Below are 24688 nucleotides of genomic sequence, written 5' to 3' on the forward strand. Positions count from 1 at the left end.
TTGCAGCGTTGGGCGGCGGCGTGATGTCGCCGCCCAATCGCATTGCGCGGTGGCCCGTCCTTACGGGCGAGCTTCCAGGATCAGGTTGAACGGCGTTTCCGCGGCGCGGCGGAACCGCGAGAAGCCGCCCTGACGCGCCACTTCGCGCAGTCTTGCCTCTCCGGCCTGCGCGCCGAGCGCGAGCCCGACCTCCTGGTCCAGCGACGCCGGCGTGCAGATCATCGTCGAGGCGGCGTAGTAGACGCGCCCGATCGGATTGAGGTTGTCCTCCAGCCGGTCGTTGGCGAACGGCTCGATCAGCATGCAGGTGCCGTCGTCGGCGAGGGTGGAGCGGGTATGCTTGAGGGCGCCGACCGGATCGCCCATGTCGTGCAGGCAGTCGAAGAAGCACACCAGGTCATAGCCCTTGGCCGGGAATGTCTTGGCCGAGTGCGTTTCGAAATGAACGCGGTCCGACAATCCCGCCTCCCGCGCGGACTTCCGCGCCGCCTCGATCGAGCCCTCGTGATAATCGAAGCCGTAGAAGGTTGATTTTGGAAACGCCTCCGCCATCAATCGCGTCGAGACGCCGTGCCCGCAGCCGACGTCGGCGACGACGGCGCCTTTCTTCAGCTTGTCGACGACGCCCTCGAGCGCCGGCAGCCATTCCTGCACCAGATAGTGCTTGTAGCTGGTGCGGAAGAAGCGGGCGGTGCCGCAGAACAGGCACTCGCTGCGCCTGTTCCAGCCGACGCCTTTGCCGGTCTTGAAGGCGTCGGTAATTTTTGGCTCATCGAGAAAGGTCGCGCCGACCAGGCTTCCGACGGCGCCGAGGAAGACCGGGCTGTCCTCGTCGGCCAGCGCGAGCGCCTGCTCGGGCAGCATCGAGAATTTTCCGGATGCTTTGTCGTACTCGATGTAGCCGGAGGCCGCCTGCGCCGACAGCCACTCCTGGATGTAGCGCTCGGCCGTTCCCGTTGACTTGGCCAAGGCCGCGGCATTCATCGGCCCGCCCTGCGCGAGGGCCCTGTACAGCCCGAGCTTGTCGCCCAGCAGCATCAACGAGGCATTCATCGCCGCGCCGACATCGCCGATCATCTTTCCCATGAATGAATTGAGGCGCTCTTCGTTGACGTCCATGATGTTCCTCCATCGCAATCGCGTTTGGCCAAAAGTCATCATTCGCAATTTCACGCATGCGTCGTCGTCCAGCCGTGTGGCGACGTGATTGCCTGAAAGGTTCGGTGCAATGACCCGATTGTTACCGGGCCGGTGGGATCCCACAGCCGCCCGGCTTCACAAGCCCGCGAGGCGAGCCGCCTACGCCATCACGCGCGGCATGATCAGCCTTTTGTACAGCGCTCCGTAGCAGGCGGCCGACAGGTCCCAGCTGTAGGACTTGGCCATCGCGCTGGAGCGCATGGCGTTGAGCCGGTCCTTGGCGCGGTAGGCGTCGAAGGCGCGCCTGACGCCGCCGAGGAAGGATTCCGCCGACGGCTGCGCGAACAGGAAGCCGGTCTCGCCGTCGGCGATGGTTTCCGCAAGCCCGCCGGTCTGGTGGCCGATCGGCAGCGAGCCGAAGCGCTGCGCATACATCTGGCTGAGGCCGCAGGGCTCGAAGCGCGACGGCATCAGGGTGAAATCGCTGCCGGCGAAGATTCGGCGCGCCTGCCCATCGTTGAAGCCGATGATCACGCCGATCGCATCGGGCCGGCGGCGATGCGCGGCCACCAGCGCATCCTCGATGGCCGGCTCGCCGCTGCCGGTGACGACGATCTGTCCGCCGTCCCTGACGATCTCGTCGGCGGCCGACAGCACGAGGTCGACGCCTTTCTGATGCACGAGGCGGGCGACGAGGCCAAAGATCGGCCCGCGCGAGACCGCGAGGCCGAACTGGCGGCGGACATAGTCGGCGTTGGCCTGCTTGCCCTTCCAGTCGCCGGAGCCGAACGGCTGTGCGAGCTGCGCGCAATGGCGCGGATCCCAACTCTCGTCGATGCCGTTCAGGATGCCGGTCAGCTGGTCGGCGTCGGAGCGCACGCGGAGCAGGCCTTCCAGACCGCAGCCGAGCTCCGCGGTTGTGATCTCCCTGGCGTAGGTCGCGCTGACCGTAGTCAGATGCGAGGCGTAGACGAGGCCGCCCTTGAGGAAGGAGAGCTTGTCGTAGAACTCCAGCCCGTCGATGTGGAATGAGCTTTCCGGTGCGCCGATCCGCCGCAGCGAGTCCTTCGGAAACAGGCCCTGATAGGCGAGATTGTGGATGGTGAGGATCGACGGAATCCGCGCGTTGCGCCAGGCGAGGTAGGCCGGTGTGAGCGCCGCCTGCCAATCGTTGGCGTGTACGAGGTCCGCTGCCCAATTCTTGTCCAGCATCCCGGCTGCAAGTTCGGCAGCGGCGGAGGCAAAGCGGCCGAAGCGGATGTCGTTGTCGGGCCAGTCGCGGCCGGACTCATCGCCATAGGGATTGCCCGGCCTCTCGTAGAGTTGCGGGCACAGCAGCACATAGACCGGAAGTCCGTCCCTGGTCGACGCAAGCCCGAGCGTGCAGGCCGGCATCTCGGCGAGCGCTCGGCATTGCCCAACGATTTCAATATGCGTGAACTGTTCGACCACATCCCGGTAGCCGGGAAGCATGATCCTGACGTCGCTCCACGGGCGGAGCGCCCGTGGAAGGGCGGCGGAAACGGCGGCGAGCCCGCCCACGCGGACGAAATCGTCCATCTCCGTCGTGACGAATAAGACCTTCAACAAGCGCCCTCGTTCCAGCCCGTGACATGGCTATGCAAGATCGGGTCCAATCTGCCTTTGAGTAAAATGCAAGACGGCCCGCGCTCCCGGTCTGGACGAGACGCTTTCCTGCCAGGGCGGCTCACTTTAGGGTCACGCGACGCCGAACAACCAATGACGAAGGTGGAGGAAGCCTTGCCGACGACCATAGCCGCTGACGATGAGGGGAATTTGACACGGAGCTTCGACGGCCTTCGCGTGCTCGATTTTTCGACCACGATCGCCGGACCTCATTGCACGCGGATGCTCGCCGACATGGGCGCGGAGGTGATCAAGATCGAGCCCGCCGAGGGCGAGACGATGCGGACGCGGCCGCCGGTGCGCAACAATTGCTCGACGGCGTTCGGCCAGCTCAATATAGGCAAGAACAGCCTGGTGCTCGACCTGAAGTCGCCGGCCGGCGTCGAAGCCGTGCGCCGGCTGATCGCCACCGCCGACGTGCTGGTGGAGAATTTCCGTCCCGGCGTGATGCGGCGGCTGAAGCTCGACTATGCCTCTATCCGCGACATCAATCCGAAGCTGATCTTTTGCTCGATCTCCGGCTACGGCCAGACCGGCCCGTCGGCGGAATTGCCGGCCTATGCGCCGGTGATCCATGCCGCCTCGGGCTACGAGATGGCGCATCTCGCCTACCAACCGGGCCGCAGCCGGCCGGACTATTGCGGCATCTACCACGCCGATGTGCTGACCGGCGTCTACGCCTTCGGTGCGATCTCGGCGGCGCTCTACCAGCGCGCCGCCAGCGGCAAGGGCCAGCACATCGACGTCTCGATGCTGGAATCGATGCTGAGCCTGACCCTGAACGAGTTGCAATGGTCGCAATTCGAGGTGAAGCAAACCCAGCGCCCGATGTTCGGCCCGATCGAGACCACCGACGGCTACGTGATGGTGGCGATCGCCAGCGAGAAGACGTTCCAGAACCTGATGCAGGTGATCGGTCGTCCCGATTGGGTTTCCGATCCGCGCTTCGCCAAATATGCCGATCGGCGGGAGAACTGGGCGGGCCTGATGGAGGGCGTGGAGGCGTGGTCGCGCTCGGTCAGCACGCAGGCCTGCCTTGCCGCGCTCAACGAGTATGGCGTGCCGTCATCGGCCTATCGCACCGTGCGCGAGGCACTCGCCGATCCGCAAATCGCCCATCGCGGCGCGCTGGCCGAGGTTGCGGACGGCGGCGGCAGCTTCAAGGTGCTCAATCTGCCGTTCCGCATGTCTGGCGCTGCGGTCGGTGCGCGCAAGCGGATGTCGACGCTCGGCGAGCACACGCTGTCCTATCTGAAGGAGATCGGGCTCTCCGAGGATCAGATCGCAGGCTTCGCAGCGCAACCGGCAAAGACGGCGCGTCATTAAGCCTGCGGCTTTTCATCCGCATTACGGTCTTGTCGCGCGCGGCGATTCCGGACAATCTGCCGCCCAACAGACGACGATCCGGAACACCGGACGTCGCCCACCTGGGAGGGAGCATTGATGAAGCTGGTCGGGCGCGCGCACGCCGTTGCGCGCATATTTCTTGTGGCGGGATTCAGTGCCGCGGCATTCGCTGCATCGGCCAATGCGCAGAAGCTGGGCGGCACGCTCAACGTTGGCCAGGAACTCGACATTCCCGGCTTCGACCCGCTCAAGGTCGGCGTCTACGACACCTCAGCCAATACCGCGGCGGCCGCAATCTTCGACACGCTGACCACACTCGACGACAAGGGCGAGGTGAAGCCGAAGCTCGCGCTGTCATGGGAGCATTCGGAAGACTTCAAGACCTGGACCATCAAGCTGCGGCCAGGCGTCAAATTCCATGACGGCACGCCATTCAACGCGCAGGCGGTGAAGGAGAATTTCGACCGCCAGAAGGATCCCGCCAACAAATGCCGTTGCGCCTTCTACATCACGAACATCATCAGCGTGAACCCGGTCGACGACCTGACGGTGGTCTATAATTTCAGCGACCCGGCCGTGAACTTCCCGGCGACGCAGACCATTCAAAGCTCCAACAACGTCATGCAGTCGCCGACCGCATGGAAGACCAAGGGCGACGACTACAACCGCAGCCCGGTCGGCACCGGTCCCTACATCCTGAAGTCCTGGACCGCCGGCGACCGCATGGTGCTCGAGAAGAACCCGGACTACTGGAACAAGGGCAAGCCGTATCTCGACCGCATCGTCCTGAAGCCCTTGCCGGATGCACAGTCGCGCTTTGCCTCGCTGCAATCGGGCGAGGCCGACATCATCTGGGACGACGAAGCCGATGCCGACAACATCATCAGGGCGCGCAAGGACACGAGCCTGACCGTGCATACCTATGAAGGCTCGGGGGCTGCAGTCGCTGCCTTCAACACCAAGGTCCCGCCGTTCGACGACGTGCGCGTGCGTCAGGCGCTGGTGATGGCGCTCGACCGCACGAAGATGTCGCAGGCGATTACCAATGGTCTGGCGCGACCGGCCAGCAATCCCTACGGCGACGGGTCCTGGGTGAAGTGCAAGGATGACGGCGCGCTGCCCTACGATGTCGAAAAGGCCAAGGCGTTGATCAAGGATTACGGCAAGCCGGTCGAATTCAAGATGCTGGTCACGGCGACGCCGCGCGGCCGCACCGGCGGCCAGGTGCTGCAGCAATTCTGGAAGCGCATCGGCGCCAACATGGAGATCGAGCAGGTCGATCAGGCAACCATTCCGCCGCGCGCCTTCATGCGCCAGTTCCAGCTCACGCCGTGGCGCATCGTCGATCTCGCCGATCCCGATCCGCAGATGTACGCCAATTTCCACACCGGCAGCCCGGTGGCGCTCGCGAACTACTCCAATCCAGAGCTGGACCGGTTGCTGGAGCATGCGCGGACCACGGCCGACGTCGCCCAGCGCACCGAGGACTATTGCGCGATCAGCCGCCTGATCAACAAGGAAGCAATCTGGTTCTGGACTTTCCAGAACACCTACTACGCAATCTCGAGCGCGAAGGTGAAGGGCGTGCCGAAGATGTTCAACGGGGTGCTCGACGTCTCCGACGCCTGGAAGGAATAGCCTTTCATGCTGTTCTTCGTCGCGCGCAGGCTCCTGTACCTGGTACCGGTGCTGATCGCGGTCTCGGTCCTGACTTTCGTGATCGCCTCGCTGTTGCCCGGCGATCTGGCCTATGTGATCCTCGGCGACCAAGCGACGCCGGAGAACGTCGCGGCCCTGCGTCACGACATGGGGCTCGATCAGCCGATCTGGCTGCGCTACCTCGGCTGGCTGTGGCACATCCTGCAGGGTGATTTCGGACGATCCTTCCGCACCGGGCAGACGGTGCTGCAGGCTGTCAGCGACCGCGTCCCGGTCTCGTTCGAGCTGATGATCCTGGCCGAGCTGATCGGGCTCGCGATCGGCGTGCCGCTGGCGATCGCCTGCGCGGCCAAGGCCGGCAGCGCGTTCGACCGCTTCATGACCGGCTCGGCCTTCGGCATGCTGTCGGTGCCGACCTTCCTGTCCGCGATCCTGCTGATCTATCTGTTTGCGGTCGAGCTGCGTCTGCTGCCGGCGACCGGCTACGTGCCGTTCACCGAGGACCCGGTCGCCAATCTGCGCTTCATGGTGCTGCCGGCGCTGACGCTCGGGCTTGCGGAATGGCCGGGCATCATGCGCGTGCTGCGCTCCGACATGATCGCGGCGCTGCAGGAGGACTACATCGCGCTCGCCAAGGCGAAGGGCCTCAAGCCGTCGCGCATCCTGTTCGTGCACGCACTGAAGCCGTCGTCGCTGACGCTCGTCACCATCACCGGCATCAATATCGGTCGCCTGATCGGTGGCGCCGTCATCGTCGAGTCGATCTTCGCCTTGCCGGGGATCGGCCGCCTCCTGGTCGGCGCGATCTATACCCGCGATCTGATCATCCTGCAGGGCGTGGTGCTGCTGGTTGCCGCGGGCTTCGTGATCATGAATTTCATCGTCGACATGCTCTACGCCCTTCTCGATCCGAGGATCCGCCATGGCCACGCTTGAGCTCAGCCTCGAGGAAGAGGCCGATGCGACGCCCGCCCGGCGCCGCCGCGGGCTCGGCATGCTGTTCTGGATCGCGATCGGCTGGATGGTGCTGGTGTTCGCGGTCGCGATCTTTGCCGACCTGCTGCCGCTGCCGAGCCCGACCGACATGGACATGCTGGAGCGGCGGGCGCCGATCTCCGCCGAGCATTGGCTCGGCACCGACGGTCTCGGCCGTGACGAGCTGTCGCGGTTGATCTATGGCGCGCGCATCTCGCTGATCGTCGGCCTCTGCGCACCGATGATCGGTGTCACCATCGGCGGCGCGCTCGGCATGCTCGCGGGCTATTTCCGCGGCCGTTTCGAATCCTTCGTGGTCGGCAGCATGGACGTGCTGCTGGCGTTCCCGCCGCTGATCCTGGCGCTTGCGGTCACCGCCTATCTCGGCCAGTCGATCTTCAATCTGACCTGCATCCTCGGCGTGCTCGGCATTCCAGCCTTCATGCGGGTGGCGCGGGCGGCGACCTTGTCGCTGGCGCGACGCGAATTCGTCATCGCGGCGCAGGCGCTCGGCGCCACGCATGCGCGCATCCTGCTGCGCGAGCTGCTGCCCAATGTGATGCTGCCGCTGCTCGCCTTCTTCCTGCTCGGCGTCGCCGTCACCATCGTGGTCGAGGGCTCGCTGTCCTTTCTCGGCCTCGGCGTGCCGCCGCCGATCTCGAGCTGGGGCAGCATGATCGGGGAGGGGCGTGAGAGCCTCGAGGTGGCGCCGCGGCTCGCCTTCATTCCGGCGATCGCGATGTTCCTGACCGTGCTCTCGTTCAACCTGATCGGCGATACGATGCGCGCGCTGACCGATCCCAGGCAGGGGGCGCTATGAGCCGGACGCTGCTCTCGGTCGAGAATGCGGTGGTCGACCTGCCGACGCCGCGCGGCAATCTGCGGGCGGTGGATCATGTCGATCTCGCCGTCGGCGCCGGCAGGACGCTCGGCATCGTCGGCGAGTCCGGGTGCGGCAAGACCATGCTGTCGCGCGCGATCCTGCAGCTGCTGCCCAAGAAGGCGAAACTGTCCGGCCGCGTGATGTTCGACGGGCAGGATCTGACGAAACTGCCGGCCGAGAAATTGCGCAAGCTGCGCGGCCGCTCGCTCGCGGTCGTGTTCCAGGACCCGATGACCTCGCTCAATCCGGTGCTGACCATCGGCACCCAGCTGATCGAGACCATTGTGGAACATCTCGAGCTCGATCTCGCCGAGGCCCGGCAGCGCAGCATCGAACTGTTGGCGGCGGTCGGCATTCCCGCGCCCGAGCAGCGCCTCGCGCAATATCCGCACCAGCTCTCCGGTGGCATGCGCCAGCGCGTCGCGATTGCGGTGGCACTGTCCTGCGAGCCACAGCTCCTGATCGCGGACGAGCCGACCACCGCGCTCGACGTCACGATCCAGGCGCAGATCCTCGATCTCCTGGCGCGCGAGCAGCAGCGCCGTCACATGGCGATGATCATCATCACGCATGACCTCGGCGTGGTCGCCGGCCGCACCGACGAGGTCGCGGTGATGTATGCCGGACGCGTCGTCGAACGCGCGCCGACGCCTGCCTTGTTCAAGCAGATGCGGATGCCCTACACCGAGGCGCTGCTCGCCGCGCTGCCGAAGCTCGACGTCGCGCCGCATACGCCGCTGCCGGCGATTTCGGGGCGGCCGCCCGATCCGACCCGGCCGCTCAAGGGCTGCTCGTTCTCGCCGCGCTGCCGCTATTCCGCGGAGCGCTGCGGCGCGGAGAAGCCGCAGCTCAGCCGGGCCGAAACGCCGGAGCATCTCTACGCCTGCTTCCATCCGATCACCGCGGGGGTCCGCGCATGATGCTGCAGGCAGCACCCGATCCGCTGATGAAGGTGGAAAACCTCGTCGTCGAATATTCGGTGGGAGGCAAGACCATCCATGCCGTCTCCGATGTCAGTCTCGAGATCGCGCGCGGCGAGACGCTGGGGCTGGTCGGCGAATCCGGCTGCGGCAAGTCCACCCTTGGCCGCGCGGTGCTGCAATTGCGCCAGGCCGTCTCCGGCAAGGTGCTGTTCGATGGGCACGATCTCACCACACTGAAGGGCGAGCCACTGCGCAAGATGCGCCGGCGCGTGCAGCTGATCTTCCAGGACCCGATTGCCTCGCTCAATCCGCGGCGGCGGATCGGCGACATCGTCGCCGAGCCGCTGGTGATCGCGGGCGTCAAGGATCCCGAGGAACGCCGGCGGCGCGTCAGTGACGTGCTGTCGGCGGTCGGCCTCGATCCGGCGCTGGTGAGCGGACGCCTGCCGCATGAATTCTCCGGCGGACAATGCCAGCGCATCTGCATCGCCCGCTCGCTGGTGCTCAATCCGGAATTCGTGATCTGCGACGAGCCGGTGTCCGCGCTCGATGTCTCGATCCGCGCCCAGATCCTCAATCTGCTGGAGGAGATGAAGGCGCGCTACGGCCTGACCCTGCTGTTCATCGCCCACGACCTCGCCGTGGTGAAGGCAGTCTCAGATCGCGTCGCGGTGATGTATCTCGGCCGGCTCTGCGAGGTCGGCCCGTCGGAGCAGTTGTTTGCACGGCCGGCGCATCCCTATACCGCGCTGCTGATCGAGGCGATCCCGGTGCCGGATCCGGATGTCCGCCCGACCCAGAGCGTGCCGGTCGGCGAGCCGCCGTCGCCGATCGCGCCGCCCTCCGGCTGCCGCTTCCGCACCCGTTGCCCGCGGGCCGACGCGCGCTGCGCCAGCGAAGTGCCGGAACTGCGCGTGGTTGCGCCCGGCCAGTTCGCGGCTTGCCATCATCCCCTGATCTAAATATCCGGAGGCCGACACCGCGTTTGTCCCGGACGGGCAGGCGTGGCAAGGTCCGCCGCAAGAACAAGCTACGGGAGAACAGCGATGAAGAGTTTCCAGGTCGTCGATTTCAACGCCCCCTTGAAGGAGGTCGATCAGCCGACGCCACAGCCGTCGGGCACGCAGGTGCTGATCAAGGTCAAGGCCGCCGGCGTCTGCCACAGCGACCTGCATATCTGGGAGGGCGGCTATGATCTCGGCCACGGCCGCAAGCCGCTGTCCCTGAAGGATCGCGGCGTCTCGCTGCCGCGCACGATGGGCCATGAGACGGTCGGCGAGATCGTGGCCTTCGGGCCCGACGTCAGGGACGCCGACAAGGGCGGCCTCAAGGTCGGCGATATCGCTCTGGCCTATCCCTGGCTCGGCTGCGGCAAATGCCCGACCTGCCTCGGCGGCGACGAGAACATGTGCGCGATCAAGCCGAATGCGCTCGGTGTCTATTGCGACGGCGGCTACGCCGACCACATGACGGTGCCGCATCCGAAGTATCTGCTCAACCTCAAGGGGCTCGATCCCGTCACGGCCGCGCCCTATGCCTGCTCCGGTGTCACGACCTACAGCGCGCTGAAGAAGGTCGAGAAGGATCTCGACACACCGATCGTGATCTTCGGCGCCGGCGGTCTCGGGCTGATGGCGCTCTCACTGTTGAAGGCGATGGGCGGCAAGGGTGCGATCGTGGTCGATATCGACGCCAGGAAGCGTGAGGCGGCCGAAGCCGCCGGCGCGCTCGCGACCGTCGACGGCAAGGCGCCCGACGCGCTGGAACAGCTTGTCAAGAAGGCCGGCCAGCCGATCCGTGCCGCGATCGATCTGGTCGGCAACGCCCAGACCTCGCAGCTCGGCTTCGACTGCCTGACCAAGGGCGGCAAGCTCGTGATCGTCGGCCTGTTCGGCGGCGGCGCGCCCTGGGCGCTGCCGCTGATCCCGATCAAGGCGGTCACCATCCAGGGCAGCTATGTCGGCAATCTGCGCGAGACCCAGGAGCTGCTCGACCTCGTGCGGACCAAGAAGATTCCGGCGATCCCGGTCACGCCGATGCCGCTGGCAAAGGCGAACGAGGCGCTGACCAATCTGCAGAAGGGCCAGCTGGTCGGCCGCGCGGTGCTGACGCCGTAGTCTCCCTTCCGTCATTCCGGGGCGCGCGAAGCGTGAACCCGGAATCTCGAGATTCCGGGTTCGATGCTCCGCATCGCCCCGGAATGACTGTTGTGCTCCGGAGAATCTCATGTCGGCCAACAACGCACTCTACATCGCCGTCCTCGGTGGCGATGGCATCGGCCCCGAGGTGATGGCGCCGGCGCTCGACGTGCTGCGCAAGATCGAGGCGTCGGCCGGTCTCAAATTTCGCTTCACCGAGGCGCCGGCCGGCGCGGGCCATTACAAGGAAACCGGCAAGTCGATGCCGGAGAGCACGATCCGGCTGTGCGAGGAGGCCGACGCGATCCTGCTCGGAGCCTGCGGCCTGCCGTCGGTGCGCTACCCCGACAACACCGAGATCGCGCCGCAGATCGAGTTGCGCATGATCTTCGATCTCTACGCCGGCGTGCGGCCCGCGCGGTTGATCCCCGGCGTATCGAGCACGATCGTCGGCGCCGACCAGCGGGGTATCGACCTCGTCGTGATCAGGGAATCGACCGAGGGCCTGTTCGCCTCGATGGGCAAGGGCGTCGTCACCGACAGCGAGGCGCGCGAGACGATGGTGATCACGCGCCACACCTCCGAGCGGCTGTTCGAGTTCTCGTTCCGGCTCGCCGAACGCCGCAAGGCGCGCGGCAAGGTCAATGGCGGGCTGACCTGCGTCGACAAGGCGAACGTGTTCAAGGCGTTCGCATTCTTCCGGAACATCTTCGACGAGACTGCGAGGCGTCATCCCGACGTCAGGGCTGACCACCTCTACATCGATGCGGCCGCGGCTGCGCTGGTGAAGCGTCCGTGGGACTTCGACGTCATGGTGACCGAGAACATGTTCGGCGACATCCTGTCCGATCTCACCGCCGGTCTGATCGGCGGCATGGGCATGGCGCCGTCAGCCGACATCGGCGACCGCTACGCGGTGTTTCAGCCGTGTCATGGCACGGCGCCCGACATCATGGGGCAGGGCAAGGCCAATCCGACCGCGATGATCCTGTCGGCCGCGATGATGCTGGACTGGCTCGCCGACAAGCATGGACTCGAAAGCGCCGCCGAAGCCGGCGAACGGATCGAGCGCGCGGTCGACAAGGTCTACGCCGACGGCATCAAGCCGTTTGAGTTCGGCGGCAGCAACGGCACGACCGATGTCGCGAAGGCGGTATTGGCAGCGCTCTAGCGCGGAAGGGTGAGGGGGCCGAAGCCCCCTCGCTGATGATTAGCGATGGTGTCCGCCGTGATGTCCGCCGCCGTGATGGCCACCATGATGTCCGCCGTGATGAGGGCGGTGCCCGTAATGATGCGGGCGATGTTGGAATTGCGGACGATGATGCCATCCGTGATGGTGCGGTCCGTAGTAGCCGTATGCGCCCGGTCGCCAATAGCAGCGGCCCCAGCGATCGCAGACCTGGCGCACCTTGTCGACATTGGACGTTTCGCCCGCGATGTGACCGGCTTGCGGAAGCCCGTTGGGCATCGCGGATGCCGCGCCGGACATCAACGCTGCGCTTCCAAGCGCGGCGAGTCCAATAACGGCAAGCTTGATATTCATCGAGATCTCCTTGGTTGAAGCCTGAGAACGTCCATGCGGGCCACTTCGTTGCTGCGACAAAAAGGACAGGCTCGTGCACTTGGTTCTGGCGACGCCGGTTCAACTGAGGAAATGCGGGAGTTATGAGGTCGCCTGATGCGCGGGCGACAATTGGCCGCGCGACAGAATAGCGACGCATTGCGCGCGCATGCGCTCCGCGAGATCGGCAGTCGAAGCGCGAGCTGGAAAAGCGCGGCGCGCATGCGCGGCCGCCTGCGCGAAGATCATGCTCACGTGGAGCGGCGGGATCATGACGCGATGCTCGTCGCCGCTTCATGACCGCGCATCCGGCGGGGACTGAAGCTATCCGCCTGGATCACAAAATCTTGAAAGACAGCCGCGCCTCAAGAAAAAGCGCCGCCATCGGCGATGGCAGCGCTTCGACGTCTTCCTGGCCCGACCGGCGTGTGCAGCCGCAGCGGCCGGTGACCGGCCGTTGCGGTGTGGTGGGATCGCGTTCGCGGTGACGCGACCCGATCCGCGCTCAGTCTTCGTTGGCGGCGATCGATTCCATCAGCGACACCAGCTGACGTTGCACCGTCTGATCCTTGATCTTGCTGTAGGCGCGCAGCAACCGGAGGCTGAACGCGCTGTCGAGGAACAGCAGGCTCTCGACTTCGCGGGCCTTATTGTCGCCGTCGTAGAAGAAGGTGACCGGCACATCCAGCGCGGTCGCGATCTGTTGAAGGCGGGCAGCGCCGACACGGTTGACGCCCTTCTCGTACTTTTGAACCTGCTGGAAGCTGACGCCAAGCTTGTCGCCGAGTTCGGCCTGCGAGATCTTTTGCTCGACACGGCGCAGGCGAATCCGCTTGCCCAACTCAATGTCCGGCTTGCCGGCACTGCGCTGCTTCATCTTCTTTGCTGCTGATCTGTTCATTCTTGTGACCCGTCCTTCAAATCGAGAATCCCTGGCCCGGCTGGGTCAGGGACACGTTCATGATGTACCGCGTTAAGCTCGAGTGGATCGCCAGTTCGTCTGAACTACGAAATCCAGGAAGATCGCGGGATGGTATCCAAACGCAAACGCGCAAGGAAACACCCTAGTACCGACTCGGTCGACTACCTGAAGTCGACCGCGCCAAGGTGTCTGTCGACACCCCGCCCTCTACATTTGGCAAAATATTGACCAAACCACAACTAGCGCGAGTTTGATCGACACAGATTTTGCGCACATGCATAATAGGCGTCAATGCACAGCGCCCGTAGTTCTACGGGCCACTATATTGTACGGGCGTCGTTGCACGGATGCAACCCCAGCTAGTGCAGCCTGAGGTCGAGAAGGGGCCGGCGGGTGCTTGACTGAATCATCAGATTTGCAAGAGTTTGACGTAAGTCCAAGTCAGGCTTTCGGAATGTTGCTGGACAATTGCCCAAAAGTTCTCAATCATCTGGAACAAATGTGTGCCTACGACAAGCCGGCGAACTCTGGCGGGAGGGGCCAATGAAGCGAAAGAGGGGAACGCCTCGACTCTACCTCGCGGCTTCGGGAGTTGAAGATATGCCGGTCGCAAACACGGAAGAACGGTTGCTGGCGCTGCTTGCAACGCTGGAGGAATGTCAGGCGTTCCTGACCGACCGGGCGAACACGGAGACGGCACGGCTGTTGTCTCTCGCCATCCTCGAGCTTCGGATGGAGCTCCACAAGGTGACGGATTCCGAGCTGAAGGCCCTCTGTGACATGATCGCTTCGGATGAGCCCGTGCTGGAACAATCGACGGCCCGGCAACTGCCGCCGTATTTGAGGCTGATCAAGTAAGTCAGCGCCCCGCGCCACGCGCGGGACGCCGCTCGGCTTGGGACGCGCGGCTCAGCCCGCGGTCACGTCAACCGCCTCGGCGCCTTCGAGCACGCGACGGGCCTTGTCGCGGTCGAGGTCGCCTTCCCATGCCGCGACCACGACGGTGGCGACGCAGTTGCCGATCAAATTGCCGACTGCGCGCGCCATGCCGATGAACCAGTCGACCGAGAGCACCAGCACGAGGCCAATCGCCGGGATGCTCGGCACGGCGTTGAGCGTCGCCGCCAGGATGACGATCGCCGAGCCGGGCACGCCATGCGCACCTTTCGAGGTGATCAGCGACACGCCGAGCACCAGCATCAGGTCGCCGAACGACAGCGGCGTGTTGGTCGCCTGCGCGATGAACACGACCGCGAGCGTCAGGTAGATCGAGAAGGCATCGAGGTTGAAGGAATAGCCGGTCGGGATCACGAGGCCGACCACCGAATCCTTGACGCCGAAACGCTCCAGCTTGCGCATCACCTGCGGCAGCACCGCGTCGGACGATGCCGTGGCGACCACGATCATCAGCTCCTCGCGCAGGTAGCCGAGGAATTTGAGGATGTTGATGCCGGCGAGTGCCATCACGGCGCCGAGCACGCCGAGCACGAAGATCGCGACCGACACGTAGAACAGCGCGACCAGCGAGAGCAGCTGCTTCAGCGAGCCGACGCCGTATTTGCCGACCGTATAGGCGACGGCGCCGAGCACGCCGATCGGCGCGAAGCGCACGATCAGGCCCGTGGCGCGGAACAGCACGGTCGAGACCGCGTCGATGAAGGAGGAGATTTTCTCGCCCTTCTCGCCGCCGACCAGCGCCAGGCTGACGCCGAAGATGATGGCGAAGAACAAAACCTGCAGCACGTCGTTGCGCGACAGCGCGTCGAACGAGGTGGTCGGAATGATGTTGAGCAGGAAGCTGCCGATGCCTTCGCCCTTCAGCTTCTGCGCGTTGCTGGCATAGTTGCCGAGCGCCTTGGCATCCAGCGTCGAGGTGTCGATGTTCATGCCGTGGCCGGGGCCGAACAGATAGGCGAGCAGCAGGCCGACCACGAGCGCAACCGTCGTCATCGCCTCGAAATAGACCAGCGCCTTGACGCCGACCCGGCCGACCTTCTTGAGGTCGCCGGCACCCGCAATGCCGTGCACGACGACGCAGAACACGATCGGCGCCACGATCATCGAGATCAGCTTCAGGAAGGCATCGCTGAAGATCTTCAACCCGATCGCGAAATCGGGCGCGGCCATGCCGATGACGATGCCGAGCAGCAGCGCGACGAGCACCTGCACGAACAGTGATGTGTAAAGCGGCTTGCGCGCAACTGTCGCTTCCGCTGCGATGGTCGACATGACTTCCCCCTGTTTCTGGCCGGCCGAACCCGCCAATCATAGCAACTTGCGTGCCAAGATGTCGCAGGATCGGCCACTCCTGTCGGGTCAGCCGTCGATTTCGAGAGTGCTGGTCACGGTGTAGACGACGCCGTGGGGCAGGAAATCCACGGTGGCCTCGCCACCTAGCTGGTCGCGGGCGCTGCGCTCGATCAGCCGGGAGCCGAAGCCACGCTGGACCGGCGCGGTGACCTGTGGGCCGCCGGTTTCGGTCCAGATCATGCGCAGCTTCGGTCCGGGGCTCTCGTTGAGGATTTCCCAGTCCAGCGTCACCGTGCCGGTGTCGTTGGACAGTGCGCCATATTTGGCGGCGTTGGTCGCCATCTCATGGAGGATCATTGACAGCACCAAGGCAAGCCGGGGCGACAGCGGCACGCGGGGGCCGAACATCCTGACCCGCTCGGACGTGTTCAAGAGGTAGGGCCGCAGTACGCGGCTGACGACGTCCTGGAAGTCGGAGCCCTGCCATTTGCCGGTGGAGAGCAGATTGTGCGCCTCCGCCAGCGCGCCGAGCCGCCCCTCGAACTTGTCGCGCTCGGTGCGGCTTGCGCTGCGGAAGGTCTGCGTGGCGATCGATTGCAGGATCGCCAGCGTGTTCTTGACGCGGTGGTTGAGCTCTTCGATCAGCAGGTCGTGCAGCATCTCGCCGCGCGCGATCGTGGTTGCCATCCGCACCGCAAAGCCGAGCCCGACCAGCAGCAGGATGCCGCCGATCACGCTGGTGATCGCCAGCGAGCGCCACAGCGGCGCCACCAGCGAGTTCTCGGCGATCCCCGCGGCGACGGTCCAGCCGGTGACGCGCGACCGGGTGAAACCGGTGATCAGCGCCACGCCCTCCAGCGACACGGTCGGCAGCGTCGCCTCGCCGCGGCGGAACATCTCGGCAAACAGCGATGGCGAGGCGCGCTGGCCGATGGTCGCCTGCGGATTTGGCACCCGCGCGAGGTTGACGCCGTCGCTGTCGAAGATCGAGATGGTCCAGTCCTGGTTGAGGCGCTGCTTCTCGATGATGGCCTGGAACACCTCGATCGGCGGGCTGAAGGAGATGTCGTAGAGCACCTCACCGTCGCGCATCACCGGTACCTCGACGGTGATGATCAGCCGCTGCTTCACCGCGCCGAAGAACAGGTTGGAGTATTGCGGCTGCCGCGTCGCGAACACCTTCTCGAGGATCTCGAGATTGTTGCGCGGCGGCAGGCTCGCGGTGTCCGGCGTCAGCGAGGAGAACACCTGGCGTCCGGCGCGGTCTGCCACCAGCACCACGCCTTCCTTGCCGTACTGGTCGATGAAACCGACCGCGACGCGGCGGAAGTTGTCGAAGTCGCTGTTGCGCAGCGAGTTGGTCAGGGCCAGCACCTGCAGCCCGCCGGTCATGCGCTGCATTTCCGCATCGAGCAGCAGACGGATGCTGCGCGCCGTCTCCAGCACGCGCTGCGTGGCCGCCTGACGATCCCGCTGATAATTGTGGAAGACGATCCCGACCGCGAAGATGATCAGCGGCAACATCGTTCCCGCGACCAGAAGCGCGAGACGGACTGGCAATGTCAGTTTCGGCACGAAGTCCCCGGGTCGGTGCCCATTCGCTGCGAGCTTAGGGGAGGCGGGAAAAATTCGCCAAAGGAAATAGTTTTATATCAGAAAGGTTCCGCGGCGCCCAAAGCATGATCCGGAAAAGTGTGAAGCGGTTTTCCGAAAGGATCATGCTCGAACGAGGAGTGTGCGCCGCGCAATAACGTCGTGTCAGAGATTGCTCTCGGTGATCGCGGCGTAGACCATGGTGCGCAGCTCGCGCCGCAGCGGATAGGCGCTCGACGGCAGCACCTGGGTCATGAAGATCGTGATCAGCTCCTCGGCCGGGTCGATGAAGAACGACGTCGTCGCGGCGCCGCCCCAGTTGAATTCGCCTGGACTGCCGGCGATCAGCGTCTGCGACGGGTGCATGGTGACGGCGAAGCCGAGGCCGAAGCCGATGCCGCTATAGGCGGCTTCGGCGAACATCGAGCGCGACATCGCCGGCAGGTCGACGCCGCCGGGCAGATGGTTCGAGGTCATCAGCTTCAGCGTCTTCGGGCCGAGCAGCCTGACGCCGCCGAGCTCGCCGCCATTGAGCAGCGTCCGGCAGAAGGTCAGGTAGTCGGCCGCGGTCGAGCACAGTCCGCCGCCGCCCGAGATCAGCGAAGGCGGCGCCAGGAACGAGCTGGTGGTCGGATCGTCCTGCAGCGTCAGTGTGCCCTTGCGCTCGGCGGCGAGCGGGTTGAAGCCGCCCTGCGGATCGGCGGAATAGCAGGCGGCAAACCGATGCGCCTTGTCGGCCGGCACGAAGAAATCCGTGTCGTTCATGCCGAGCGGCTTGAAGATGCGCTCCTTCAGGAATTGCTCGAACGGCTGGCCGGAGATCTTGCCGACGAGATAACCGAGCACGTCGGTCGAGACCGAGTAGTTCCAGGCTTCGCCCGGCGAGAACTCCAGCGGGATCTTCGCCAGGTCCTCGATCATGCCGTCGAGCGTGCCGGCCTTGATGACCTCGCCGATCTTCTTCTCGCGATAGGCCGCGTCGACATTGGAGCGCTGCTGGAAGCCGTAAGTGAGGCCCGAGGTGTGGCGCAAGAGGTCGACGATCTGCATCGGCCGCGTCGGTGGGCGGGTCAGGAAGGCGGGCGCGGTGCCGGCGACGAATACGCCGAGGTTCTTCCATTCCGGAATATATTTCGCGACCGGCTCGTCGAGCGCGACCTTGCCTTCCTCGACCAGCATCATGAAGGCGACTGATGTGATCGGCTTGGTCATCGAATAGATGCGGAAGATGGTGTCGTCCTTGACCGGCGCCTTGCGCTCGAGATCGGCAAAGCCCTGGACCGTGGAATGCACGATCTTGCCGCGGCGATAGATCAGGACCTGCGTGCCGGGAAAACGGCCGGCATCGATGTAGCGGCTCTTCAGATGCGCTTCGAGACGGTTGAGGGCAGTGGTCGACATTCCCGCGGATTCGGGCGAGGCAGGCGTGGGGGCTAGCATCAGGCGTTTCTCCGGCTTGCAAGGCAGCCTTGATAGCCGAAAAGTGTCTGCTGCACCAATCCGCTGCCGCTTACCGGCCTTGAGCTGGTGGTGTACCGTCGCCCCTGCAATCGCGCCCCCCAAGGGGCCCAAAGTATCTGCCAAGGTATCCGTCAAGGGAAACGCCGAGATGACCCAGTTCAACGAAACCGAGCTCACCGCCGCCGTCATCCGCAGCTTCGACCAGACACCCGATCCACGGGCCAAGTTCCTGCTGCAGGAATTGGTGAAGTCGCTGCACGATTATGTGCGCAGGACCGATCTCACCTTCGAGGAATGGGACCAGGCGATCGGCTTCCTGACCCGCACCGGGCAGAAGTGCACCGACATTCGCCAGGAGTTCATCCTGTTGTCCGACGTGCTCGGCGTGTCGATGCTCGTCGATGCGGTCAACCATCGCGATCGCGATGGCGCGACCGAGACCACCGTGCTCGGCCCGTTCTATGTCGGCGAGCACAAGGTGACGCCGCACGGCACCGACATCTCGGCAAGCCTGCCGGGCGAGCGCATGTTCGTGCAGAGCCGCGTCACCGACCTCGGCGGCAAGCCGCTGGCCAATGTGCCGGTCGATATCTGGCACGCGGACGATGACGGATTCTATGACTCGCAGAAGCCGAGCTATGCCACCGAAGGTCCGTCGTCGCGGGCGCGCTTCATCACCGATGCCGACGGCCGCTTCTTCTTCCGCACTATCGTGCCGTGCAGCTATCCGATCCCGACCGACGGCCCGGTGGGGCAGATGATCACGCAGACCAACCGTCACCCGATGCGGCCGGCGCATGTGCACTTCCTGGTCAACGCCAAGGGCTACGAGCCGCTGATCACGCATGTCTTCGTCGAGGGCGACAAGTACATCGATTCCGACGTCGTGTTCGGCGTGAAGGATGAATTGATCGCCAAGGTCGAGCGCCGCACCGATCCTGTCATGCCCGATGGCCAGCGTTCGGATGGGCCGTGGAGCCTGATGACCTACGAATTCCATGTGAAGCCCGGCGGCGGAATGGCGCCCGCGCCGCTCGGCGCCAAGGTCACCGAAGACGCCTGATCGGTTTCCGAACGCTTCTGCCCAATTCTTGTGCGCCGCACAAGGATTGGGCGAATCGCAAGTTTTGGCAGCGCGCGGAAAATTCGCGCGGGCTGCGACATGTTACGCAAGGCTTTGCATCAAAATCGATTTTTGCACTGCGGTAGATTGGCACAAGGCTTGAATCATCATTAGCCGACGCCATTGAAGCCGTCCCTCGAGGCTACCCCATCGGATTTCTGACGCCGCCAGACTGGGGCCTTCCCGGTGCACGCCTTTTTGCGCCCTGCGCGCGTCGCCATCCGGAGGACGGCGCTCGACGCACTGACGCAACACCGCAACGCAACGACGCAAAGGACGACCGATGACCAAGCCCACCGACAAGCCGCCAAGCCGCGGCCTCAGCCGCCGTCAGCTCCTGAAGGCAACCAGCGGCGCCGCCGCGCTGCTCGCCGCGGCCAAGCTCAACTTTCCCGCAGGCGCGTTCGCGCAGGGCGCCGGTCCCGAGGTGAAGGGCGCCAAGCTCGGCTTCATTGCGCTGACCGATGCCTCGCCGCTGTTCGTCGCCAAGGAGAAGGGCATCTTCGCCAAATACGGCATGCCCGATGTCGAGGTGCAGAAGCAGGCCTCGTGGGGCACCACGCGCGACAACCTCGTGCTCGGCTCCGAGGGCAACGGTATCGACGGCGCGCATATCCTGACCCCGATGCCGTATCTGATCTCGGCCGGCAAGGTAACGCAGAACAATCAGCCGACGCCGATGTACATCATGGCGCGGCTCAATTTGAACGGCCAGTGCATCTCGGTCGCCAAGGAATATGCCGATCTCAAGGTCGGCATCGACACCGCGCCGTTCAAGGCGGCGCTGGAGAAGAAGAAGGCCTCCGGCAAGGCGGTGAAGGCCGCGATGACTTTCCCGGGCGGCACGCATGATCTGTGGATCCGCTACTGGCTCGCCGCTGGCGGCATCGATCCCGACAAGGACATCGAGACCATCGTGGTGCCGCCGCCGCAGATGGTGGCCAACATGAAGGTCGGCACGATGGACTGCTTCTGCGTCTGCGAGCCGTGGAATCTGCAACTGATACATCAGGAGATCGGCTATACCGCGATCACGACCGGCGAGCTCTGGGACAAGCATCCGGAGAAATCGTTCGGCCTGCGCGCCGCCTGGGTCGACAAGAACCCGAAGGCCGCGAAGGCGCTGCTGATGGCTGTCATGGAAGCCCAGCAGTGGTGCGAGAAGGCGGAGAACCGCGCGGAGACCGCGGCGATCTGCGCCAAGCGGCAGTGGATCAACTGCCCGGTCGAGGACATCACCGACCGCATGAAGGGCAAGTTCGACTACGGCACCGGCCGCGTGATCGAGAATTCGCCGCAGCAGATGCGGTTCTGGAGCGACAACGCCTCCTATCCCTATCAGAGCCACGACCTCTGGTTCCTCACGGAAGACATCCGTTGGGGCAAGTACGAGGCAGGCTTCGACACCAAGGCGCTGATCGCCAAGGTGAACCGCGAGGATCTCTGGAAAGAGGCCGCCAAGGAGCTTGGCGTGTCGGACATTCCGGCCTCGACCTCGCGCGGCAAGGAGACCTTCTTCGACGGCAAGGTGTTCGATCCCGCCGATCCCGCGGCCTATCTGAAGTCGTTGTCCATCAAGCGTGTTGACGTCTGATTTGAGCGAGCCGCGCGAGCAGTGCGGCTCTCCTTTTTTTGACCATGGAGATTTTCGTTCAATGTCGATGCCTGCCATGAAGACCGAAGTGTCGGCGGTCGCGATCCCGACGGCCGCTGCCGCCGCGCCGGTCGTGACCATGACGCCGAAGCGCGCGCCGCGCGCCGAGATCTGCGCCAGGATGGCGAAGGAGACCGCGGCGCGCGTGGTGCCGCCGCTGATCGTGGTCGCGCTGCTGCTGGTGGTGTGGGAGCTGATCTGCCGGCGCGCCGGCTCCAGCCTGCCGCCGCCGTCGAAAGTGTTCAAAGATACCAAGGAGCTGATCCTCGATCCGTTCTTCGACAATGGCGGCATCGACAAGGGCCTGTTCTGGCATCTCTCCGCCAGCCTGCAGCGCGTCGCCTACGGCTATTCGCTGGCGGCGATTGCGGGCATCGCGCTCGGCACGCTGGTCGGACAGTCGGTCTGGGCGATGCGCGGGCTCGATCCGCTGTTCCAGGTGCTGCGTACCATCCCGCCGCTCGCCTGGCTGCCGCTGTCGCTGGCCGCATTCCGCGATGGCCAGCCCTCGGCGATCTTCGTGATCTTCATCACCTCGGTGTGGCCGATCATCATCAACACCGCGGTCGGCATCCGCAACATCCCGCAGGACTACCGCAACGTCGCGGCGGTCGTGCAGCTCAATCCGCTGGAGTTCTTCACCAAGATCATGATCCCGGCGGCCGCGCCCTACATGTTCACCGGCCTGCGCATCGGCATCGGCCTGTCCTGGCTCGCGATCGTCGCCGCGGAAATGCTGATCGGCGGCGTCGGCATCGGCTTCTTCATCTGGGATGCGTGGAATTCCTCGCATATCAGCGAAATCATCCTGGCGCTGTTCTATGTCGGCATCATCGGCTTCGTGCTCGACCGGCTCATTGCGGGCCTCGGCAAAGTGGTGACCCGCGGCACGGCGGCGAACTGAGGAGGAAGTCATGCAGGCCTATCTGAAGCTCGATCACATCGACAAGACCTTCACCCGCGGCAACGCCACCACGGAGGTGCTGAAGGACATCAACCTGACGATCGAGAAGGGCGAATACGTCTCGATCATCGGTCACTCCGGCTGCGGCAAGTCGACCCTGCTCAACATCGTCGCCGGCCTCACCGGCGCCACCAATGGCGGCGTGCTGCTGGAGAACCGCGAGGTCAATTCGCCGGGGCCGGATCGGGCCGTGGTGTTCCAGAACCACAGCCTGCTGCCGTGGCTCACCGTCTACGAGAACGTCAAGCTCGGCGTCGACAAGGTGTTTGCAAGGACCAAGAGCAAGGCCGAGCGCGACGCCTGGGTTATGCACAATCTCAGCCTGGTGCAAATGGCGCATGCCAAGGATAAGCGGCCGAGCGAGATCTCGGGCGGCATGAAGCAGCGCGTCGGCATCGCGCGTGCGCTCGCGATGGAGCCGAAGGTGCTGCTGCTGGACGAGCCGTTCGGCGCGCTCGACGCGCTGACCCGCGCGCATCTGCAGGATTCGGTGATGGCGCTGCACCAGAAGCTCGGCAACACCATCCTGATGATCACCCACGACGTCGACGAGGCGGTGCTGCTGTCGGACCGCATCGTGATGATGACCAACGGTCCGAGCGCGCGGATCGGCGAGGTGCTCGAAGTGCCCTTGGCGCGGCCGCGCAAGCGGCTCGAGCTCGCGACCAACCAGAGCTACCTGAAGTGCCGGCAGCGCGTGCTCGAATTCCTCTATGAGCGCCACAGCTTCGTCGAGGCGGCGTGATGATCACGTCGACGGCAAGCGTTTCCGCTTTGAACCGAAGCGCCGGCTTCGGTTACCGATGCTCGCGTTTTGAAAAATCGCTTCAGAGCTTATTTCATGACCGAGGAGAATTGAGATGAATCCGACCCAAATCAAGCTGGTTCAGGACAGCTTTGGCAAGGTCGCGCCGATCTCGGAGCAGGCCGCGGTCATTTTCTACGATCGCTTGTTCGAAGTCGCGCCCGCCGTGAAGGCGATGTTTCCGGTCGACATGAAGGAGCAGCGCAAGAAATTGATGACGACGCTTGCCGTCGTCGTGAATGGGCTGAGCAATCTCGACACGATCCTGCCGGCCGCGAGTGCGCTGGCCAAGCGGCATGTCAGCTACGGCGCCAAGCCCGAGCATTATCCGGTGGTCGGCGGCGCGTTGTTGTGGACGCTGGAGAAGGGGCTCGGCGAAGCCTGGACACCTGACGTCGCCGCCGCGTGGACCGCGGCGTACGGCACGCTGTCCGGCTACATGATCTCGGAAGCCTATGGCCCGGCGCAGCCGGCCGAATAGGAAAACGTCGTAAGCACAGGACGGCTGTCCAACCGTCATTGCGAGGAACGAAGTGACGAAGCAATCCATCTTGCCACGCATGGAGGTATGGATTGCTTCGCTTCGCTCGCAATGACGTGGTGGGCTTTGGGGTATTCGACGGCGCCAGCAATCTTCTCTATGGTTCGCCCCGTTCCGCCAACGGGTGAACCAACAATGATGTTCCTGGAAACGCCGCCGAAACTGATCGCGACTGAAATCTTCTCCGCCGTGCCGGCGGAATTCCGCCGCAGGGTGGCGAGCGAATGGGCCGACGCCAACCGCCCGGGCGCGGTGACCGACTGCTTCATCGAGGGACCGTCGTTCGATGCCGACGGCAATCTCTACATCGTCGACATTCCGTTTGGCCGCATCTTCAGGATCGCGCCGGACAAGTCGTGTTCGCAGGTTGCCGAGTATGACGGCTGGCCGAACGGGCTGAAGATCGATGCGATGGGCCGCATCCTGATCGCCGATTATCGGCACGGCTTGATGGAGCTCGACGCCAGGTCCGGCGAGGTCACGCCGCTGCTGCGCTCGCGCAACTCGGAATCGTTCCGCGGCTGCAACGACCTGCACATCGCCTCGAACGGCGACATCTATTTCACCGATCAGGGCCAGACCGGGCTGCACGATCCGACCGGCCGCGTCTATCGGCTGCGGGTGAACGGAGCGCTCGACTGCCTGATCGACACCGGCATCAGCCCGAACGGCCTGGTGCTCGATCCGCACGAGGCGGTGCTGTTCGTCGCGATGACGCGCGACAATGCGGTCTGGCGCGCGCCGTTCATGAAGGACGGCAGCGTCTCCAAGGTCGGCCGCTTCTGCTCGCTATTCGGCCCGAGTGGACCCGACGGCATGACGATGGACGTCGCCGGTCGGCTGTTCGTCGCGCACGCCTCGCTCGGCCATGTCTTCGTGTTTGCGCCGAACGGCGAGTGCATCGCGCGGATCAAGTCCTGCGCCGGGCCGAGCTGCACCAATGTCGCCATCGGCGGCGCCGACCGCGACCGCCTCTACATCACGGAATCGGTGACTGGCTCGGTGCTGGTCGCCGACATCAGCGGGCTCGGCTAGCTATCTTCCTGACTGGCGACCATCGTCATCGCACCTGGCGCAAGTCCCGAAGGATCGACGGCCATCA

The 24688-nt window shown here is 64.6% G+C and carries 23 protein-coding genes; 16 read left to right on the top strand and 7 right to left on the bottom strand.

From position 1 onward, the window contains the following. Positions 1 to 60: 60 nt before the first annotated feature. Positions 61 to 1119 carry a class I SAM-dependent methyltransferase gene (locus tag Q2M23_RS27835; RefSeq protein WP_316397707.1) on the bottom strand — a complete coding sequence of 353 codons (1059 nt, stop codon included), beginning with the start codon at positions 1117 to 1119 and terminating at the stop codon, positions 61 to 63. Positions 1120 to 1299: 180 nt separating this feature from the next. Beyond that, a complete protein-coding gene (gene glgA, locus Q2M23_RS27840; RefSeq protein ID WP_057017576.1) occupies positions 1300 to 2727 on the bottom strand; it encodes a glycogen synthase GlgA in 1428 nt (475 codons plus the stop codon). Between the two features lie 153 nt (positions 2728 to 2880). Between glgA and Q2M23_RS27845 the strand changes: the two genes are divergently transcribed. The 8 genes from Q2M23_RS27845 to Q2M23_RS27880 all read left to right on the top strand — a co-directional run bounded on the left by Q2M23_RS27845 (position 2881) and on the right by Q2M23_RS27880 (position 11883). Further along, entirely contained in the window at positions 2881 to 4113 is a 1233-nt protein-coding gene (locus Q2M23_RS27845; protein ID WP_168857905.1) for a CaiB/BaiF CoA transferase family protein, read from the top strand. Positions 4114 to 4230: 117 nt separating this feature from the next. Further along, entirely contained in the window at positions 4231 to 5772 is a 1542-nt protein-coding gene (locus Q2M23_RS27850; RefSeq protein WP_316397708.1) for an ABC transporter substrate-binding protein, read from the top strand. 6 nt (positions 5773 to 5778) lie between these two features. Beyond that, complete coding sequence (locus Q2M23_RS27855; RefSeq protein ID WP_057017526.1) at positions 5779 to 6729, top strand: ABC transporter permease; 951 nt, start codon at positions 5779 to 5781, stop codon at positions 6727 to 6729. After that, positions 6716 to 7588 (top strand): ABC transporter permease, encoded by an 873-nt coding sequence (locus Q2M23_RS27860; RefSeq protein WP_057017525.1) that lies wholly within the window; start codon positions 6716 to 6718, stop codon positions 7586 to 7588. Before Q2M23_RS27855 ends, Q2M23_RS27860 begins: the two co-directional genes overlap by 14 nt. After that, a complete protein-coding gene (locus tag Q2M23_RS27865) occupies positions 7585 to 8571 on the top strand; it encodes an ABC transporter ATP-binding protein (RefSeq protein ID WP_057017524.1) in 987 nt (328 codons plus the stop codon). The genes Q2M23_RS27860 and Q2M23_RS27865 overlap by 4 nt, the downstream gene beginning before the upstream one ends. After that, positions 8568 to 9536, top strand: coding sequence for an ABC transporter ATP-binding protein (locus tag Q2M23_RS27870; RefSeq protein WP_057017523.1), 969 nt, complete (start codon positions 8568 to 8570; stop codon positions 9534 to 9536). The genes Q2M23_RS27865 and Q2M23_RS27870 overlap by 4 nt, the downstream gene beginning before the upstream one ends. Positions 9537 to 9620: 84 nt before the next feature. Then, the gene (locus Q2M23_RS27875) at positions 9621 to 10691 is read left to right on the top strand and encodes an alcohol dehydrogenase (RefSeq protein ID WP_057017522.1); all 1071 of its coding nucleotides are present in this window, start codon (positions 9621 to 9623) and stop codon (positions 10689 to 10691) included. 109 nt (positions 10692 to 10800) lie between these two features. Further along, entirely contained in the window at positions 10801 to 11883 is a 1083-nt protein-coding gene (locus tag Q2M23_RS27880; protein ID WP_316397709.1) for an isocitrate/isopropylmalate dehydrogenase family protein, read from the top strand. A 39-nt stretch (positions 11884 to 11922) separates the two neighbouring features. Here the strand turns inward: Q2M23_RS27880 and Q2M23_RS27885 are convergent, their stop codons facing one another. Further along, a complete protein-coding gene (locus Q2M23_RS27885) occupies positions 11923 to 12255 on the bottom strand; it encodes a hypothetical protein (protein ID WP_316397710.1) in 333 nt (110 codons plus the stop codon). A gap of 135 nt (positions 12256 to 12390) precedes the next feature. On the opposite strand from Q2M23_RS27885, the gene Q2M23_RS27890 reads away from it, so the two are divergent. Next, positions 12391 to 12573 (top strand): hypothetical protein, encoded by a 183-nt coding sequence (locus tag Q2M23_RS27890; RefSeq protein ID WP_316397711.1) that lies wholly within the window; start codon positions 12391 to 12393, stop codon positions 12571 to 12573. 205 nt (positions 12574 to 12778) lie between these two features. Here Q2M23_RS27890 and Q2M23_RS27895 read toward each other — a convergent pair whose 3' ends face one another. Beyond that, complete coding sequence (locus Q2M23_RS27895) at positions 12779 to 13174, bottom strand: helix-turn-helix domain-containing protein (protein ID WP_016844123.1); 396 nt, start codon at positions 13172 to 13174, stop codon at positions 12779 to 12781. 564 nt (positions 13175 to 13738) lie between these two features. Here Q2M23_RS27895 and Q2M23_RS27900 point away from each other — a divergent pair. Further along, positions 13739 to 14053 carry a hypothetical protein gene (locus Q2M23_RS27900; protein WP_156436237.1) on the top strand — a complete coding sequence of 105 codons (315 nt, stop codon included), beginning with the start codon at positions 13739 to 13741 and terminating at the stop codon, positions 14051 to 14053. A gap of 51 nt (positions 14054 to 14104) precedes the next feature. On the opposite strand, the gene Q2M23_RS27905 is transcribed toward Q2M23_RS27900, so the two are convergent. From Q2M23_RS27905 to Q2M23_RS27915, 3 genes are all read right to left on the bottom strand, one after another. After that, the gene (locus Q2M23_RS27905; protein WP_316397712.1) at positions 14105 to 15424 is read right to left on the bottom strand and encodes a dicarboxylate/amino acid:cation symporter; all 1320 of its coding nucleotides are present in this window, start codon (positions 15422 to 15424) and stop codon (positions 14105 to 14107) included. Positions 15425 to 15511: 87 nt separating this feature from the next. Beyond that, complete coding sequence (locus Q2M23_RS27910) at positions 15512 to 17020, bottom strand: sensor histidine kinase (protein WP_316397713.1); 1509 nt, start codon at positions 17018 to 17020, stop codon at positions 15512 to 15514. Positions 17021 to 17203: 183 nt separating this feature from the next. Continuing rightward, a complete protein-coding gene (locus Q2M23_RS27915) occupies positions 17204 to 18478 on the bottom strand; it encodes a serine hydrolase domain-containing protein (protein WP_316397714.1) in 1275 nt (424 codons plus the stop codon). A gap of 169 nt (positions 18479 to 18647) precedes the next feature. Here Q2M23_RS27915 and Q2M23_RS27920 point away from each other — a divergent pair, with 169 nt between their 5' ends. From Q2M23_RS27920 to Q2M23_RS27945, 6 genes are all read left to right on the top strand, one after another. Continuing rightward, positions 18648 to 19562, top strand: a complete 915-nt coding sequence (locus Q2M23_RS27920; RefSeq protein WP_076827021.1) for an intradiol ring-cleavage dioxygenase — start codon at positions 18648 to 18650, stop codon at positions 19560 to 19562. A 343-nt stretch (positions 19563 to 19905) separates the two neighbouring features. After that, the gene (locus Q2M23_RS27925; RefSeq protein ID WP_141340334.1) at positions 19906 to 21216 is read left to right on the top strand and encodes a CmpA/NrtA family ABC transporter substrate-binding protein; all 1311 of its coding nucleotides are present in this window, start codon (positions 19906 to 19908) and stop codon (positions 21214 to 21216) included. 61 nt (positions 21217 to 21277) lie between these two features. Continuing rightward, positions 21278 to 22180 carry a nitrate ABC transporter permease gene (gene ntrB / locus Q2M23_RS27930; RefSeq protein ID WP_057017513.1) on the top strand — a complete coding sequence of 301 codons (903 nt, stop codon included), beginning with the start codon at positions 21278 to 21280 and terminating at the stop codon, positions 22178 to 22180. A 10-nt stretch (positions 22181 to 22190) separates the two neighbouring features. Continuing rightward, positions 22191 to 22985 carry an ABC transporter ATP-binding protein gene (locus Q2M23_RS27935; RefSeq protein ID WP_316397715.1) on the top strand — a complete coding sequence of 265 codons (795 nt, stop codon included), beginning with the start codon at positions 22191 to 22193 and terminating at the stop codon, positions 22983 to 22985. Between the two features lie 115 nt (positions 22986 to 23100). After that, positions 23101 to 23526: a globin family protein gene (locus Q2M23_RS27940; RefSeq protein WP_057017511.1), complete on the top strand. Its 426-nt coding sequence runs from the start codon at positions 23101 to 23103 to the stop codon at positions 23524 to 23526. 195 nt (positions 23527 to 23721) lie between these two features. Beyond that, the gene (locus Q2M23_RS27945; protein ID WP_316397716.1) at positions 23722 to 24621 is read left to right on the top strand and encodes an SMP-30/gluconolactonase/LRE family protein; all 900 of its coding nucleotides are present in this window, start codon (positions 23722 to 23724) and stop codon (positions 24619 to 24621) included. Positions 24622 to 24688: the final 67 nt, after the last annotated feature.

This window comes from Bradyrhizobium sp. 33ap4, assembly GCF_032654765.1.
Lineage (GTDB): Bacteria > Pseudomonadota > Alphaproteobacteria > Rhizobiales > Xanthobacteraceae > Bradyrhizobium > Bradyrhizobium australafricanum.

Coding starts and splice junctions, on each gene's coding strand:
- Q2M23_RS27900 (WP_156436237.1), top strand. CDS start 13,739: ATGAAGCGAAAGAGGGGAACGCCTCGACTCTACCTCGCGGCTTCGGGA.
- Q2M23_RS27945 (WP_316397716.1), top strand. CDS start 23,722: ATGATGTTCCTGGAAACGCCGCCGAAACTGATCGCGACTGAAATCTTC.
- Q2M23_RS27940 (WP_057017511.1), top strand. CDS start 23,101: ATGAATCCGACCCAAATCAAGCTGGTTCAGGACAGCTTTGGCAAGGTC.
- Q2M23_RS27855 (WP_057017526.1), top strand. CDS start 5,779: ATGCTGTTCTTCGTCGCGCGCAGGCTCCTGTACCTGGTACCGGTGCTG.
- Q2M23_RS27845 (WP_168857905.1), top strand. CDS start 2,881: ATGACGAAGGTGGAGGAAGCCTTGCCGACGACCATAGCCGCTGACGAT.
- Q2M23_RS27895 (WP_016844123.1), bottom strand. CDS start 13,174: ATGAACAGATCAGCAGCAAAGAAGATGAAGCAGCGCAGTGCCGGCAAG.
- Q2M23_RS27925 (WP_141340334.1), top strand. CDS start 19,906: ATGACCAAGCCCACCGACAAGCCGCCAAGCCGCGGCCTCAGCCGCCGT.
- Q2M23_RS27835 (WP_316397707.1), bottom strand. CDS start 1,119: ATGGACGTCAACGAAGAGCGCCTCAATTCATTCATGGGAAAGATGATC.
- Q2M23_RS27885 (WP_316397710.1), bottom strand. CDS start 12,255: ATGAATATCAAGCTTGCCGTTATTGGACTCGCCGCGCTTGGAAGCGCA.
- Q2M23_RS27890 (WP_316397711.1), top strand. CDS start 12,391: ATGCGCGGGCGACAATTGGCCGCGCGACAGAATAGCGACGCATTGCGC.
- Q2M23_RS27850 (WP_316397708.1), top strand. CDS start 4,231: ATGAAGCTGGTCGGGCGCGCGCACGCCGTTGCGCGCATATTTCTTGTG.
- Q2M23_RS27860 (WP_057017525.1), top strand. CDS start 6,716: ATGGCCACGCTTGAGCTCAGCCTCGAGGAAGAGGCCGATGCGACGCCC.
- Q2M23_RS27920 (WP_076827021.1), top strand. CDS start 18,648: ATGACCCAGTTCAACGAAACCGAGCTCACCGCCGCCGTCATCCGCAGC.
- Q2M23_RS27915 (WP_316397714.1), bottom strand. CDS start 18,478: ATGCTAGCCCCCACGCCTGCCTCGCCCGAATCCGCGGGAATGTCGACC.
- Q2M23_RS27905 (WP_316397712.1), bottom strand. CDS start 15,424: ATGTCGACCATCGCAGCGGAAGCGACAGTTGCGCGCAAGCCGCTTTAC.
- Q2M23_RS27875 (WP_057017522.1), top strand. CDS start 9,621: ATGAAGAGTTTCCAGGTCGTCGATTTCAACGCCCCCTTGAAGGAGGTC.
- Q2M23_RS27880 (WP_316397709.1), top strand. CDS start 10,801: ATGTCGGCCAACAACGCACTCTACATCGCCGTCCTCGGTGGCGATGGC.
- Q2M23_RS27935 (WP_316397715.1), top strand. CDS start 22,191: ATGCAGGCCTATCTGAAGCTCGATCACATCGACAAGACCTTCACCCGC.
- ntrB (WP_057017513.1), top strand. CDS start 21,278: ATGTCGATGCCTGCCATGAAGACCGAAGTGTCGGCGGTCGCGATCCCG.
- Q2M23_RS27870 (WP_057017523.1), top strand. CDS start 8,568: ATGATGCTGCAGGCAGCACCCGATCCGCTGATGAAGGTGGAAAACCTC.
- Q2M23_RS27865 (WP_057017524.1), top strand. CDS start 7,585: ATGAGCCGGACGCTGCTCTCGGTCGAGAATGCGGTGGTCGACCTGCCG.